The sequence below is a fragment of the Tolumonas auensis DSM 9187 genome (assembly GCF_000023065.1).
Classification (GTDB): Bacteria; Pseudomonadota; Gammaproteobacteria; order Enterobacterales; family Aeromonadaceae; genus Tolumonas; species Tolumonas auensis.
On sequence record NC_012691.1, the window covers coordinates 2,650,261 to 2,663,459 of the forward strand.

Below are 13,199 nucleotides of genomic sequence, written 5' to 3' on the forward strand. Positions count from 1 at the left end.
ATGGTGATCGAAGCAGCCTACGCGAATGGCACTGGCGTCGCGAATGCACTGCGCATGTCGCAGGCCCAGTGGCTGGGGCTGCAACGGAACTATCACGTCGGCGATCTGCTAATGCCATGCTGCAATGCTCCAGCCGTCCCCAAGATCAGTGCCAATGGCCATCCTTTCTTCGCGCATCTAAGCGGTGCCTGCAGCACTTCCGAAGAAAGCCAGTGGCACCTCGCGGCCAAGATACTGGTGCGCAGCGTTTTGGAGGATCTTGGTTGCCGAGCCTCGGTTGAGGTTCCAGGGAGCAGCGAAACCAGCCGCTGGAAAGCCGATGTCTGGGGCGAGCGTGGCGAGGCCAAGTTGGCTATCGAGATCCAAAGGTCATATCAGTCGCTGCGTGACTACCGTACCCGGCAAAAGAAATATCGGGCCGAGGGCATCAAGGCGCTTTGGTTGCTAAGACAAGAGAGATACAGCACTCTCACGAGGAGCATGAGCAAGGAGCGACTGCGGACCGAGTTCGGAGGAAAATTCCCTCCAGCCGGGCACTTCGGCCCATGTCTCGCAGATGTGCCTATAGCAATGCTCGAGTTGGAGCCGACCACCACGATCACAGGTGCTGGATTTTTCACCGCCAGTCTTCCGGATTTACTCGAAGCAGTGCTTAGTGATCGCTTTCTTTGCGTAGATGGTCTTTGGTGCATCGACAACCTAGATGCGATGTCTCGTGCCGCCCAACTTGCGCGCGAACGTGCCGCAGCCCAGCGCGCGGCAGATATTTAGTTAAGAACCGGTATTAACTCATCCGGAGCCCATGCGATTCGGATACAGCCCCAACCCTTATATAGTCGCTCAGAGGTTCGCAGCACGCATTCGTGCCTCTAATTCATCCAGGAATGGTGAGCGCCCATGGCGCATCGGACCATAGCGCCCTTCAACGAATCCCGAGTACAGCATGTGAACCTCGTCGCGGGCGCGTGTGAGTCCCACATAGAACAGCCGGCGACTCTCGCGCAACTTCTCTGGACTCAGTTTTCGCCATGGCAAACTCCCATAGTCGAGACCGACCATAATGACCACGTCGTACTCGCATCCCTTAGCGGAATGAAGTGTCAGCAGGTTCAGGTGATCCGGCGAACCATCACGTCCGCCCAGACTCGCAATGTCCAGCGTAGCCAGCGCGCCACCTTCGGCAAGCGCCGCCGTCATGCGATCCAGTTGTTCCTTCTGATCGGCAAGCGACGATTCAGCAACCAACAGACGATCCAAGATGCCGTTGCGCAGTGATGCGACAAAATCACGTGCGGACTGCTGATCGGCGCGCAACGCCCACAACAGAGCGGTTAGCTCCTGCCCCTCGCGTCGAGCCTGCGCATCGTCCAAGTTCGCTCGATGAAATGCGAGATAACGGTCGATCAATCCACGCAGTTGCGGACGCGCGATACGCCAGCCACCCGCACACCATGCGGCGCAGTCTTCTACCCAACTCGTCAAGGCAACTTTACGGTAAGGCGCGGCGGTGTCCACGCGGATATAATCGAAACCGCCGGCTGCCACGGCCTTGGCCACAATATCGCCTGCGCGATAGTCCGTATACAAGATTGCGATATCGCCCAGCGTTCGTCCTGGCTTGGAGTCCAAGGCCACCGGAATGATCTGCGCGACGGCGTGTGCGGCCTGATCTGCGAGCCCATCAGGGCACAGCACAAACTCGATAGTCGCCTGACGGGTCGGGTCGTTCGCCCGATAGCCACGATCCTCACCCAACGCCATTTCTGAAGCGCTGACAATGCCTGCCCCTGAGCGATAATTCAATTGAAGTCTGACCGGCTCGATGTCTTCACGCTCAGCTAGCTCCATGAGCAACGCGCCATCGGCCCCTGTGAAACCGTAGATCGACTGGTCTGCATCACCGACTGCGAACAAGCGCACGCCACCATCAAAAGCCAGGCGCTTGACGATGCGATGGAGTGCAACCCCCAAATCCTGATATTCATCTACCGCCAGCACCGGAAATTTCGCCTGCACCAGAGGCAGTACCCAATCATGCTCAGCGATCAGGCGCTGGCCATAGACCACCATGTCGTCGTAGTCGATCAGCCCCCCTTGGCGCAGTGCCGCCTCGTAGGCTTCGGCCCAGGCGGCAAGTTCTTCCTCGCTACGCCAGGCAACGCTGTTTCGGTTCAGTACGGATCGGCGATGCCGTCCAAGATCGATAGCTTTGTAAGGATGGTTGGCCCCAAAGAGCTCGTCTCCGGACTGCCTGATCAAACGATCACTCACTCGCTGGGATGCCACTGAGAGGGGAAACTGAATCGGTAGATCAGCTAAGCGTCCATATGGCATCAACAGATGGCGTAGGCAGAATCCGTGGACGGTGCCGATGAACAGGTTTGGCGCCTCCCGCAGCCCCAACATTTCAAGCCGACGGGTTAATTCGCGTGCGCACTCTTGACTGTAGGTGATGCACGCAGCACCACGCGGTGCCTGCACGTCTTCGGCCAAGATGCGAGCCAGCTTCAGCACAAGCGTCTTGGTTTTTCCGCTTCCAGGGCCGGCGAGCACCACGCAATGTCCCTGGGAGTTGTACGCCGCCAACTGACCAGGATTTCCGGCCAGCTCGGCAGCCTGGGCCAGGTAGGCTGTGCTGAAACTACGCGACGGCATTGCGGATATGCTCCAGCGCGGAACGGATGTAGTGCGGGCAAGTATCCTCGGACACTGAGCGTGCAAGGGCCTGAGCGAATCGTCCCTTTCCGATTCTTTCGATAAGCTTCAGCAGCCGTTCTTCATCGACCTGGTCTAAGTCATCCACCCACTGCTGCAATGCTTCTCGGGTTGCTTGCCTCAGTTGCGGCAATTCCTGCTGAATTACATCCCGCATCGACTCAGCCAACCCACCGGCGAACAACTCCGTTTCCAGTGTGTTCTCGTTCACGAAGTATCCGAACTCCTCGGCAAGCTCAATTACGTCATCTGTCTCCATCTCCGAGTGGTCGTACTCGTCTTCAACCACGTCAAGAAGATTGATCAGTCGCCGGCGAACCAGCGGAGCCTTGCCATTGACCGGATCATAGTCCGTCAGGATGACATGAGGAATATCCAGTCCTTCAGGGCCTAGGAGCTTCACATACGGCGTGAAGTTAGTTCCGCCAACCGAGCACACGGTAATCCCAAGCATATCGAGGTGGATATCAAGCGCCTCAGCGAACGCGGGGACCAGGAAACGCTCTGCGTCGCCTTCGACCAGAATGACCCCCCGAGAAAAGAAAATCTCGCCACGCGTGACATCAATGTAGCGCTGTAGATCTTCTTCATCCCTCTGTGTGAACGGCGCATTCGCAGTTGAAACGGCGACAGTCTTGCCTGCCCCCACGTCATGACGTAGCAGAACGATGGATCTAATCGGCGTAACGCTTGCAATGTGTGGGGAGTGAGTTGTAAGGATCGTTGTTAGCGGAGCATCTTCCTCGTTTTCATCCCCTCCGGTGCCAAGGAAATAACGATAGACAAGGCGCTGAACGTGCGGGTGCAGGTGCGCTTCGGGCTCCTCAACCACAAAGAATGTATGGTCACGTTCTCCGTCAGACACGAGGCGGTCGAGTTCGAGGCTCTTCAATGCCAGGAAGATCAGGTTCGCGGTTCCCAGACTAGCGTCACCGACGCCGCGAATTCCATTGTCAATTAACAATCGCAAGCTGCGAAGCAGCGCATCCACCCGAGTTGGAGCGAGTCCAAGCGACACAGGCACAGCATGCTGCTCACCAGCAATGGAGATCAACCGCTCGCTGATCCGGTTCGCCGTCGCAACCACTTGGGCGTGGCCAGCTAGTTCCCGCTGTGCGTCGTCAACCTGATTTTGAATCTCCTCACGGGCGTCTTCGTCCAACGACTCGGCAAGATCTTCGATGAGGGGTCTCAATGGTGAATTGCGCCAACTCGCGAGATCCTTCTCAGCATCACGCAGTGCCACCTGGACGTCTATTGGCAACATGCGGCGAAACGCACTACCGACGTGCATTTCGGGGTCGTTACCACCAAAGATCACATACTCATAGTCTTTCAACGATTCCGGAGCGCGTCCCAGTCCGGCTTTGGGCTGGAAGCGATAGGTGAGACGGGCCGTCATGGGTGGGCCTGGATCAATCACACAATCGTTGAGATGAGCCATCAACCGCGGGTTATCAGTGAAGTCGGTCAAGTCCACCGAGACTTCGATGATTTTACCGATCTTGTCTTCAACCAGGCCATCCCAGAAGTGCTCTATGCTCAATTGCCGGTCACGCTCGGACAATCCTGGGTCGAGAATCAGCTGTAATCCACGAATGAAGTTACTTTTTCCGACTTTATTCTCACCAACGATAACGATGCTATCGCCAGTCTTTATATCAACATCCGAAAAATTGGCGAAATTGATCAGCCTAACGCGTGAGATCCGCATGCACACCCCCTGCAATATGTCTTACGAATAATATCAGCCCATCGTCGGCAACACCGTTAGTTATTCACCGCCTTCCCTACAAGCCTGCGCTGACTCAACCTCCGAAGACTCATACTTCCAACCTACACCCGCGAACAAAGCGATCCAAGACTCTTTCGTATTCTTTGCTGAACGATTCGGTCTGCCCGGCGAAGGTATCGGCTCATCGCCATCGAGAGCCGAACCATGCCAGCAACCCAACTTCTACGGCGCCTGACCGGCAGCGGCCTGCTGATCACCGCTGTGTTGAGCGGCGGCTGCGCCACCACCGCCGCACCGCCCGTTGATCCTCTTGTCGAGGAAGCCGACACAGCGCCGCAGTCACCTGAACTGATTCCGGTGGTGCGCTATGGCCGCTACACGCTCGTGGAGCTTGTTCCCACCGCGGCCCAGCGTGACCTGCTGCTGCAGGTCATCGACGTGGCGATGCCAGCGGATGCCAGAGCGACGGTGGGCGACGGCCTGCGCCACGCACTCCAGCGCAGCGGCTACCAGCTTTGCGAGAACGCCCATGCGGTGATCGAGCTGTATTCGCTGCCGCTGCCGGCGGCGCACCTGTATCTGGGGCCGATGACGCTGCGCGACGCACTGCTCACGCTCGCCGGGCCGGCCTGGGATGTACAGGTCGATGACAGGGCGCGCCAGATCTGCTTCGTTCCTGCCGGCGAGCCCTCCGCAGATCCCGAGACCGACACGCCACTGGCCGCGCCGGTGCAGACCTTTCCCATCGTCGACGGAGGCCAGCCATGAGCGCAGTGGCCCATGCGTCGCGTTCGCGCGCGGCCTTCGTGCTGTACCTGCTGCTGTGGGCCTGGATGGTCGGACTCAGCGCACTGGTGCTCGTCAACTTCCGCGTTGCGGGCGACCTGGCCGGTCAGAGTCAAGTTGATTCGGCCTTACGCCAACTGCAGGTGCTCGAAGGCCGGCTCGCCGAATTCGCCGACGACGTACAGACGCTGCAAGCCCGCCCCGAAGCGGCGACCACGGCAGCTTTGCAGGAAGCTTTGCAGGACACCCGCCAGCGCCTCGAAGCCGACATCGCCCGTCTCGAACAGTCGCTGGCCGGCTACGCCACCGAGGCGGCCCTGCAGACACTGCACAGCGAGGTCGAGCAGCTCAAGGCACAGCGCCAGACCGCCGCGCGCACGCCCGCAGCGCCGCGTCCCGCCAGGGCGACGACGACGGCACCGGCACAGGTGCCGTTTCCCTTCCGCTTGATCGGTGCGGAACTGCGCGCCGGGCAGCGCGCCGTTTCCATCGCCCCCGCCACCGACCCGCTCTCGGCCGGGCAGATCCAGGTGCTGCTTCCCGGCGAGCATGCCGGGCGCTGGCAGTTGCAGACCATCGACGGCAACACCGCCGTGTTCCAGGCCGGTGACCAGACGCGCCGGCTGGCGATTCCTTGATCGGGAGGCGCCATGCAACGTCGCGCACTTTCCATGCTGTTCCTGTTGGCCGCGCTGAACGCACCGGCCTTCGCGCAGCAGCCCGCCACCCAGAGCACACCCGCACAGTCTTCCCGTGTCACGCCGAGCCAGATCGATCAGGCACGCGATGAACGCCTGGCGCGGGACTGGGGGCTGCGCGGCGACGAATGGGGACGCTACCGCGAACTGATGGAAGGGCCGCTGGGCATCCATTCACCCAACCTCGACCCGCTGACCGCACTCGGCATCGAAGCCCGCTCCGACGAGGAGCGACGGCGCTATGCCGAACTGCAAGTGCAGGTCGAAGCGCGCCGCGTGGAAAAGTTGCTGGCGTATCAACGAGCCTACGACGAAGCCTGGCAACGCCTGCATCCCGACGCCCAGCGGGTGAATCTGCCCGATGCGCTGCCGGGCGGCAGTGCGATGACCGGCAGCGGTCGTACCGCCGTGTTCGTCCGGGACGGCTGCGCGCCGTGTGCCCAGGTCGTGCAGCGTCTGCAGACGGCGAACGCCGAGTTCGACCTGTACATGGTCGGCAGCCGCCAGGACGACGCGCGCATCCGCGAGTGGGCCCAGCGCGCGCAGATCGATCCGGCGCGCGTGCGCAGCGGCTCGATCACGCTCAACCACGACGGTGGCCGCTGGCTGGCGCTGGGTTTGCCCGGTGAACTGCCCGCGGTGGTGCGTCAGGTGAACGGCCAATGGCAGCGCCAGCCCTGATGCCGACGTGGCCGCTGCGCGTGCTGCTGGCCGCCGCGCTGGCGACCGGGCCAGTCCAGGCCCAGGAAATTCCGCCGCCCGCCTACCAGTTGGCGGCCCAGCGCGCCGGCATTCCTTCGACGGTGCTCTATGCCGTGGCGCTGCAGGAAAGCGGCGTGCGCCGGGACGATCGCATCGTGCCGTGGCCCTGGTCGCTCAATGTCGCCGGCCAGTCGCGCCGCTACGCCACGCGCGCGCAGGCTTGTGCGGGCGTGCGCCAGGCGCTGCGCGAGGTGCCCCCCACGCGCATCGACGTGGGCTTGGGCCAGATCAACCTCGGCTACCAGCAGCACCGCTACCGCCAGCCCTGCGATCTGCTCGACCCCTACGACAACCTGCGCATCGCCGCCGACATCCTGAAAGAGCAGCACACCCCCGGCGAAGACTGGCTGCTGGCGGTCGGGCGTTACCACCGACCGGCTGGCGGCGCGCCCGCGGCGCGTTACCGGCGCAGCGTTTCACAATACCTCCAGCGCGTGCTCGGCCCGCAACAGACCGCCGCACACGCGCCCCGCCAGGAGAACAGCCGATGACCTCATCCATCCGGGCCACGCACGGCCTTCTTGTCGTAATGCTCGCCACCGTGCCGATGAGCGCGGTGCGTGCCACGCCGCCCCTGATCGTGGTGGAAGACCGGGGCGGCGCTTCCGCGCTGCCGTACTACGAAGCGCTCGACCTGCAGCCGCGCGCCACGAGTCAGCCACTCCCCTCCATCGTCATTCCCGAGGCACCAACCGCCGCTGTCGATGAGACGGCCATGCTGCCGGTGCGCAGTGCCAGGCTCACGCCGGGAACGGTTGCCCGCCGTGTCATCGAGGCCCCCGGACTGCAACCATTCTTCCTGGTCGGTGACGATGCGACCTCTCAAGCCTGGTTGCGTCAGCACGCCGACACGCTGCGCCAACGCAACGCCTGGGGCCTGGTGGTCAATGTCGAGACGGCCCAGGCGCTGGCACAACTGCGTGCAATCGCGCCCGGCCTGAATCTGTCGCCGATGTCCGCCGACGATCTGGCCGAACGCCTGGGCCTGCGGCATTACCCGGTGCTGGTCACGGCCACCGGCATCGAGCAATGACGCCATGTCGCAGACGCAGCCCGTCGAAGTTCTGCTGCGCCCCGCGGTGGAGCTGTACACCGTGGCGGTCTGCGCCGGCGCCGCGTTTCTGTGCCTGGTGGCACCGTGGTCGCTCGCGCTGAGCCCGGCCATGGGTATCGGCAGTGCGCTGGCGTTCGCCACCTTCGGTGCGATCCGCTGGCGCGACGCGCAGGTGATTCTGCGTTATCGCCGCAACATCCGCAGGTTGCCGCGCTACGTCATGACAAGCCGCGACGTGCCGGTCAGCCAGCAGCGGTTATTCATCGGCAAAGGCTTTCGCTGGGAACAGAAGCACACGCACAGGCTGATGCAGACGTACCGGCCCGAGTTCAGGCGCTACGTTGAACCGACACCGGCCTACCAGTTGGCGCGGCGCCTGGAGGAACGGTTGGAGTTCGCGCCGTTTCCACTTTCGCGCCTGTCGAGCCTCACCAGCTGGGACATGCCGCTCAACCCCGTGCGCCCCTTGCCGCCAGTAGGCGGCCTGCCGCGCCTGCACGGCATCGAACCCGAGGAAGTCGACGTCAGCCTGCCGCTGGGCGAACGCGTCGGACACTCTCTGGTGCTGGGCACGACACGCGTGGGCAAGACGCGGCTCGCCGAGCTGTTCGTGACCCAGGACATCCGGCGGCAAAACGCTGCGGGCGAGCATGAAGTCGTCATCGTCATCGACCCCAAGGGTGATGCCGATCTCCTGAAGCGGGTGTACGTCGAGGCCAAGCGCGCCGGCCGCGAGAACGAGCTGTATATCTTTCATCTCGGCTGGCCCGATATCAGCGCGCGCTATAACGCCGTGGGACGGTTTGGCCGCATCAGCGAGGTCGCAACGCGCATCGCCGGCCAGCTTTCTGGCGAAGGCAACAGCGCGGCCTTTCGCGAATTTGCCTGGAGATTCGTCAATGTCATTGCCAGGGCGCTGATCGAGCTGGGGCAACGTCCGGACTATCTGTTGATCCAGCGTCATGTGATCAACATCGATGCGCTGTTCATCGAGTACGCCGCGCATTTCTTCGCCCGCACCGAGCCGAAGGCCTGGGAAGTCATCGTCCAGATCGAGGCCAAGCTCAACGAGAAGAACATCCCCAGGAACATGATCGGACGCGAGAAGCGTGTCGTGGCCCTGGAGCAGTACCTCAGCCAGGCGCGCAACTACGATCCGGTGCTCGACGGCCTGCGCTCGGCGGTCCGGTACGACAAGACGTATTTCGACAAGATCGTCGCCTCGCTGCTGCCTCTGTTGGAAAAGCTCACCAGCGGCAAGGTCGCCCAGTTGCTGGCCCCGAACTACTCGGACCTCGGTGATCCCCGTCCTATTTTCGATTGGATGCAGGTGATCCGGAAGCGCGCCATTGTCTATGTCGGCCTGGATGCGCTTTCTGATGCCGAAGTCGCTGCGGCGGTCGGCAATTCGATGTTCAGTGACTTGGTTTCCGTCGCAGGCCACATTTATAAACACGGTATCGACGATGGTCTGCCGTGGGCCTCCGCGAACACCAAGGTGCCGATCAATGTTCACGCGGATGAATTCAATGAGTTGATGGGCGACGAGTTCATTCCGATGATCAACAAGGGGGGCGGCGCCGGGCTCCAGATCACCGCTTACACGCAGACCCTGAGCGACATCGAGGCGCGCATCGGCAATAGGGCCAAAGCCGGTCAGGTCGTCGGGAATTTCAACAATGTGTTCATGTTGAGGGTGCGCGAAACCGCCACCGCCGAACTGCTGACCAGGCAGTTGCCGAAGGTGGAGGTCTACACCACGACCATCGTCAGCGGTGCGACCGATAGTTCGGAGATCCGCGGTTCAACCGATTTCACCAGCAACACGCAAGACCGCATCAGCATGTCCAGCGTGCCGATGATCGAGCCCTCTCATGTCGTAGCGTTGCCGAAGGGTCAATGCTTCGCCCTGATGCAGGGCGGACAGCTGTGGAAGGTCAGGATGCCGCTGCCGGCGGCCGACCCTGATGAGGCCATGCCGGAGGATCTGCAGCAGCTCGCGGGGTACATGCGCCAGCACTACACCGAGGCTGCGCACTGGTGGGAGAACCTGGGGTCGCCGATGCTGCAGGATGGCCCCTTGCCCGACGACTTGCTCGACGAAGCGCCCATTGCGAGCGACCCTCCCGCGAACGTCACGGGCGACACGGGCCTGGATGAGCACACGCCATGAGCGACCCGGCATCCACTGCGCAGCGGCAGCAACAGCGCCGGCAGGGCCTGATCGCCACTGCGATCTCCTTGCCGCTGCGCCTGTTCGGGGTACTGATCGCCTCGCTGATGCTGTCGATCCTGATCGAGTGCGTGGGCATGCACCTGTTCTGGAAGGACCAGGGCTGGCGCCATGCGCAATCGATGCTGCAGTACGAGCTGGGGCATCTGTCGAATCACTTCACGCGCAGCGCCATCGTGCAGGAGCCAGGGCGCACCGCGCACCGTCTGGTGGAGACGGGTTACGAGTGGGTGTTCGTCAAGACCGGGCTGCTCGACAAGATGAACGATACCGCAGAACGCGCCCGCGCGCCGGGCCAAGGACAATCCCGTGATTTCCGCTACTTCATCAGCCAAGTCTATGTCTGGGCCGAGCGCTATCTGATTGCCGCCGCTTTCATCACCTTGACCTTTATGGTGCGCCTGCTGGTTCTGGTATTGACACTGCCGCTGGTGCTCACGGCAGTGTTCGTCGGTCTGGTCGATGGACTGGTGCGCCGCGACGTGCGCAAGTTCGGCGCCGGCCGGGAATCGGGCTTCGTCTACCATCGCGCGAAAGCCTCGCTACTGCCACTGGCGATACTGCCCTGGGTGATCTACTTGGCGATGCCGGTCTCGGTGCATCCACTGCTGATTCTGTTACCCAGCGCCGCCTTACTGGGACTGGCTGTATCTCTGACTGCGGGGAGCTTCAAAAAGTACCTGTAGCTATATTGTTCTGAACGCCTTGTCTTCATCTGAACCACCATAGTGCTGTAACCGCACTGCGCACTCAATCAACACGATCCGTGCGAGGTAGGTGGCATACTGGCGCTCTGCGGCGAATGATTCCAGCCTGTCGTAGTGTGTGCCATGCAGTATCTGCGATCGACCGTGGTCATAGATGTCCTTGACCAACTGCTTCAGTGTGCGAGGACGGTTGCCCCGTACTACCTGAGTTTCGCTACTCGTACCAGTTAAATGGATGACCATTTCACGGATACCATCGTTCTTGCCACCGCAGCACAGTACATCTAGGCAGGTTCCGAGCTTCGCCAGCGCTATGGCATCACTTGATTCACGATTGCCTTCGCCGAACCAATCCAGCGCAGTAGCCCATCGATTGGCAAGCTTGGGATGCGGGTGACTCGATGGATCAAGCAACCCATCAAGGATCGCCGCGAATGCCGGAATAATAGACGTCATGTCATCCAACGCTTGCCTTACTCGCTCGGGAGGTTGCGAAGTAATACGCTTCCCAAGCGAGCTTCCGGGCAACCACAGAAATCCTTTGGTTTCGACCAGGCGATCGCTACCGGCAGGCGGTAGACGCTCGTCTTGAAGCGCCTGTTGCAAGAAGCACTCGGGGGCCCCAAAGCCAAGAGAGATAGCGTCAAGCGCTGTCTTGGCAACCAACCTCGCCAACTTGCGTGAGAATTCACGCTCATAGCCACGGACTGTTACCTTGACCAAGGCCGGACATCCGACGATCGCACTGTAGACGGCGTTGGCCAGCCCTTCGATGGAGGAGCCATCATTGGGATTCTGCAAGGCATCCTTGAGAATTTCCTTCCAGCGGTGGTTCGCCTCTGGTTGGTTCAGATAGTGATCCTTTCCGTACTGAGGGAAGTCGACCGAATCTATCCAGTCGGATCTATTCAAGAATGTCACCGGGCCGAGGGAGAAAGGAGAAACCCTCTCCATGCCCAGGGTCCAGGCAGGAAAATAGTGCGTGTGCTCGTTGGCGATGCTTGCGAGTCGTTCCTCAATGAGTAACTTCAGTTTTGGAAGAAGCCCGCCCTGATCGCATTCATCAAATCCTAAGAGCTCACCCGCAGCATGCAAGTCGGCAACGGTCTGACGGACTACCTTTTGATAGGCCTCAGACTCAATCTTCACTGACTTCTGGGGCCGATTCTGATGGAGGGTGCTGGAGAATTGCCCAAGTGCCTCTCTTGCCTTCCTTGTGAAGAACCGCTGCATACCATTCTCAGCAGTGACGAAATCAGGAATTCCAGGTTCTTCGGACCATGGCGTGGCCCCCTTGTGTATTTGATCTAACTCATCTACGAGAGCTTTCAGCTCGGCCTTTAACCCCATACATTTTCCCTTGATCTAATGCTGATCGCAGGATATCGCAAGCTGGCACCAACGGTATTGGCATCCATCAATCCGGTCAGTTCGCAGTACCCATTGTTTGCGGTCTTGAAGCGCCTGCCTCGCCACGATCGAGCCATTGCTGATCGAACCGAGGAATGGCGCGATGGTGTTTTCGTTTCCACGCCACGCCGCGCATCGCGGCGTGGCCGCCCTGCTGCTGATGGCGCTGACGGCGAGCCCGCCGCTGGCGGCCCATGCCGGCACGCCAGCCCAACGCCAGGAGCTGGCTGCGGCCCTGCGCCAGCTCGACGCGCTGGAACGCTTCGTCGCACAGAGTGCGGCGAATACCCCGATCACAGCGGGCGAGCGCTACCACTTCGACTACCCACGTCTACTCGATGACCTCGCGCGCGTGCGCGCCGGCATCCAGTTCCACCTCGCGCCGTCTCGCGCCCAGCCACGCGACCCCGCCGTACTGAGCGGCGATTACCGCAACGAGTCCGCCCCCGACGTTTTCTCGGCACCGGAGGCCCAGCCATGACCTCCGCGCAGATCAGCGCCTTCCAGGCCAACAGCAGCATCGCACCCGCCGCGATGGCGACGGTGATCGTCGGCCTCGTGTTCGCGGTGCTGCTGCTGTGGGGGGCCTGGGCCATTCGCACCGCCTACGTCGGCTGGGCGGAAAACCAGCTCAACCAGCGTCAGTTCCTCGGCGTCGTCGTGCGTTTTCTCGCGATGTACCTGGTGCTGACTTTTTTCCTCCTCTCCTAACCACAAGGGTCAGACCATGAAAACCGCTCATTTCCCCCGCATCTGTCTCGCCCGGCGCGCCGCGCTGGCACTGAGCCTCACCACGCTGCCCGCGCTGTCGTTCGCACAGGGCCTGCCGCAACTGGAGAATCCGTCGCGCGGCACCGGCGGCGGGATCATGGAGACCATTCGCAACTACGGCTACGACATCGTGCTCCTGGTCGCACTGCTGGTCGTGGCGTCGATGTTCATTGGCGTGTGCTACCACGCCTACGGCACCTACGCGGAAATCCACACGGGCAGGAAGACCTGGGGCCAGTTCGGACTCACGGTAGCCATCGGCGCGGTGCTGTTGGTCATCGGTATCTGGCTGCTCACCGAAGCGACCGGGATTCTCTGAGGCCGCGCC

The 13,199-nt window shown here is 61.4% G+C and carries 14 protein-coding genes; 11 read left to right on the plus strand and 3 right to left on the minus strand.

Features of this window, described 5'->3' with window-relative positions:
- A complete protein-coding gene (locus tag TOLA_RS12340) occupies nt 1–771 on the plus strand; it encodes a competence protein CoiA (protein WP_041609888.1) in 771 nt (256 codons plus the stop codon).
- A 69-nt stretch (nt 772–840) separates the two neighbouring features.
- Here TOLA_RS12340 and TOLA_RS12345 read toward each other — a convergent pair whose 3' ends face one another.
- Nucleotides 841–2,655 (minus strand): ATP-dependent helicase, encoded by a 1,815-nt coding sequence (locus TOLA_RS12345; RefSeq protein ID WP_015879479.1) that lies wholly within the window; start codon nt 2,653–2,655, stop codon nt 841–843.
- Nucleotides 2,642–4,429 (minus strand): ATP-dependent nuclease, encoded by a 1,788-nt coding sequence (locus TOLA_RS12350; RefSeq protein ID WP_015879480.1) that lies wholly within the window; start codon nt 4,427–4,429, stop codon nt 2,642–2,644. The genes TOLA_RS12345 and TOLA_RS12350 overlap by 14 nt, the downstream gene beginning before the upstream one ends.
- Nucleotides 4,430–4,654: 225 nt before the next feature.
- On the opposite strand from TOLA_RS12350, the gene pilL2 reads away from it, so the two are divergent.
- From pilL2 to TOLA_RS12385, 7 genes are read left to right on the plus strand one after another with little or no spacing between them, the layout of a single operon-like run.
- Entirely contained in the window at nt 4,655–5,218 is a 564-nt protein-coding gene (gene pilL2 / locus TOLA_RS12355) for a PFGI-1 class ICE element type IV pilus protein PilL2 (protein WP_015879481.1), read from the plus strand.
- On the plus strand, nt 5,215–5,874 hold the full coding sequence (locus TOLA_RS12360) for a hypothetical protein (protein ID WP_015879482.1): 660 nt from the start codon (nt 5,215–5,217) through the stop codon (nt 5,872–5,874). Before pilL2 ends, TOLA_RS12360 begins: the two co-directional genes overlap by 4 nt.
- A 12-nt stretch (nt 5,875–5,886) precedes the next feature.
- On the plus strand, nt 5,887–6,615 hold the full coding sequence (locus TOLA_RS12365) for a TIGR03759 family integrating conjugative element protein (protein ID WP_015879483.1): 729 nt from the start codon (nt 5,887–5,889) through the stop codon (nt 6,613–6,615).
- A complete protein-coding gene (locus TOLA_RS12370) occupies nt 6,597–7,187 on the plus strand; it encodes a transglycosylase SLT domain-containing protein (RefSeq protein WP_015879484.1) in 591 nt (196 codons plus the stop codon). Before TOLA_RS12365 ends, TOLA_RS12370 begins: the two co-directional genes overlap by 19 nt.
- Entirely contained in the window at nt 7,184–7,729 is a 546-nt protein-coding gene (locus tag TOLA_RS12375; protein WP_015879485.1) for an integrating conjugative element protein, read from the plus strand. Before TOLA_RS12370 ends, TOLA_RS12375 begins: the two co-directional genes overlap by 4 nt.
- Before the next feature lie 4 nt (nt 7,730–7,733).
- The gene (gene traD, locus TOLA_RS12380; RefSeq protein ID WP_015879486.1) at nt 7,734–9,923 is read left to right on the plus strand and encodes a type IV conjugative transfer system coupling protein TraD; all 2,190 of its coding nucleotides are present in this window, start codon (nt 7,734–7,736) and stop codon (nt 9,921–9,923) included.
- A complete protein-coding gene (locus TOLA_RS12385; protein WP_015879487.1) occupies nt 9,920–10,669 on the plus strand; it encodes a TIGR03747 family integrating conjugative element membrane protein in 750 nt (249 codons plus the stop codon). Before traD ends, TOLA_RS12385 begins: the two co-directional genes overlap by 4 nt.
- On the opposite strand, the gene TOLA_RS12390 is transcribed toward TOLA_RS12385, so the two are convergent.
- On the minus strand, nt 10,670–12,040 hold the full coding sequence (locus TOLA_RS12390) for a HEPN domain-containing protein (protein ID WP_015879488.1): 1,371 nt from the start codon (nt 12,038–12,040) through the stop codon (nt 10,670–10,672). It abuts the gene before it with no gap.
- Between the two features lie 163 nt (nt 12,041–12,203).
- Between TOLA_RS12390 and TOLA_RS12395 the strand changes: the two genes are divergently transcribed.
- The 3 genes from TOLA_RS12395 to TOLA_RS12405 are packed head-to-tail and all read left to right on the plus strand — an operon-like array spanning nt 12,204 to nt 13,190.
- Nucleotides 12,204–12,581 (plus strand): integrative conjugative element protein, RAQPRD family, encoded by a 378-nt coding sequence (locus tag TOLA_RS12395; RefSeq protein ID WP_015879489.1) that lies wholly within the window; start codon nt 12,204–12,206, stop codon nt 12,579–12,581.
- Nucleotides 12,578–12,811 carry a TIGR03758 family integrating conjugative element protein gene (locus tag TOLA_RS12400; RefSeq protein ID WP_003296490.1) on the plus strand — a complete coding sequence of 78 codons (234 nt, stop codon included), beginning with the start codon at nt 12,578–12,580 and terminating at the stop codon, nt 12,809–12,811. The genes TOLA_RS12395 and TOLA_RS12400 overlap by 4 nt, the downstream gene beginning before the upstream one ends.
- A 16-nt stretch (nt 12,812–12,827) precedes the next feature.
- Nucleotides 12,828–13,190: a TIGR03745 family integrating conjugative element membrane protein gene (locus TOLA_RS12405; RefSeq protein ID WP_015879490.1), complete on the plus strand. Its 363-nt coding sequence runs from the start codon at nt 12,828–12,830 to the stop codon at nt 13,188–13,190.
- The last annotated feature ends 9 nt before the right edge of the window (nt 13,191–13,199 follow it).

Coding starts and splice junctions, on each gene's coding strand:
- TOLA_RS12345 (WP_015879479.1), bottom strand. CDS start 2,655: ATGCCGTCGCGTAGTTTCAGCACAGCCTACCTGGCCCAGGCTGCCGAG.
- TOLA_RS12350 (WP_015879480.1), bottom strand. CDS start 4,429: ATGCGGATCTCACGCGTTAGGCTGATCAATTTCGCCAATTTTTCGGAT.
- TOLA_RS12405 (WP_015879490.1), top strand. CDS start 12,828: ATGAAAACCGCTCATTTCCCCCGCATCTGTCTCGCCCGGCGCGCCGCG.
- TOLA_RS12375 (WP_015879485.1), top strand. CDS start 7,184: ATGACCTCATCCATCCGGGCCACGCACGGCCTTCTTGTCGTAATGCTC.
- TOLA_RS12400 (WP_003296490.1), top strand. CDS start 12,578: ATGACCTCCGCGCAGATCAGCGCCTTCCAGGCCAACAGCAGCATCGCA.
- TOLA_RS12395 (WP_015879489.1), top strand. CDS start 12,204: ATGGTGTTTTCGTTTCCACGCCACGCCGCGCATCGCGGCGTGGCCGCC.
- TOLA_RS12390 (WP_015879488.1), bottom strand. CDS start 12,040: ATGGGGTTAAAGGCCGAGCTGAAAGCTCTCGTAGATGAGTTAGATCAA.
- traD (WP_015879486.1), top strand. CDS start 7,734: ATGTCGCAGACGCAGCCCGTCGAAGTTCTGCTGCGCCCCGCGGTGGAG.
- TOLA_RS12360 (WP_015879482.1), top strand. CDS start 5,215: ATGAGCGCAGTGGCCCATGCGTCGCGTTCGCGCGCGGCCTTCGTGCTG.
- TOLA_RS12370 (WP_015879484.1), top strand. CDS start 6,597: ATGGCAGCGCCAGCCCTGATGCCGACGTGGCCGCTGCGCGTGCTGCTG.
- pilL2 (WP_015879481.1), top strand. CDS start 4,655: ATGCCAGCAACCCAACTTCTACGGCGCCTGACCGGCAGCGGCCTGCTG.
- TOLA_RS12385 (WP_015879487.1), top strand. CDS start 9,920: ATGAGCGACCCGGCATCCACTGCGCAGCGGCAGCAACAGCGCCGGCAG.
- TOLA_RS12340 (WP_041609888.1), top strand. CDS start 1: ATGGTGATCGAAGCAGCCTACGCGAATGGCACTGGCGTCGCGAATGCA.
- TOLA_RS12365 (WP_015879483.1), top strand. CDS start 5,887: ATGCAACGTCGCGCACTTTCCATGCTGTTCCTGTTGGCCGCGCTGAAC.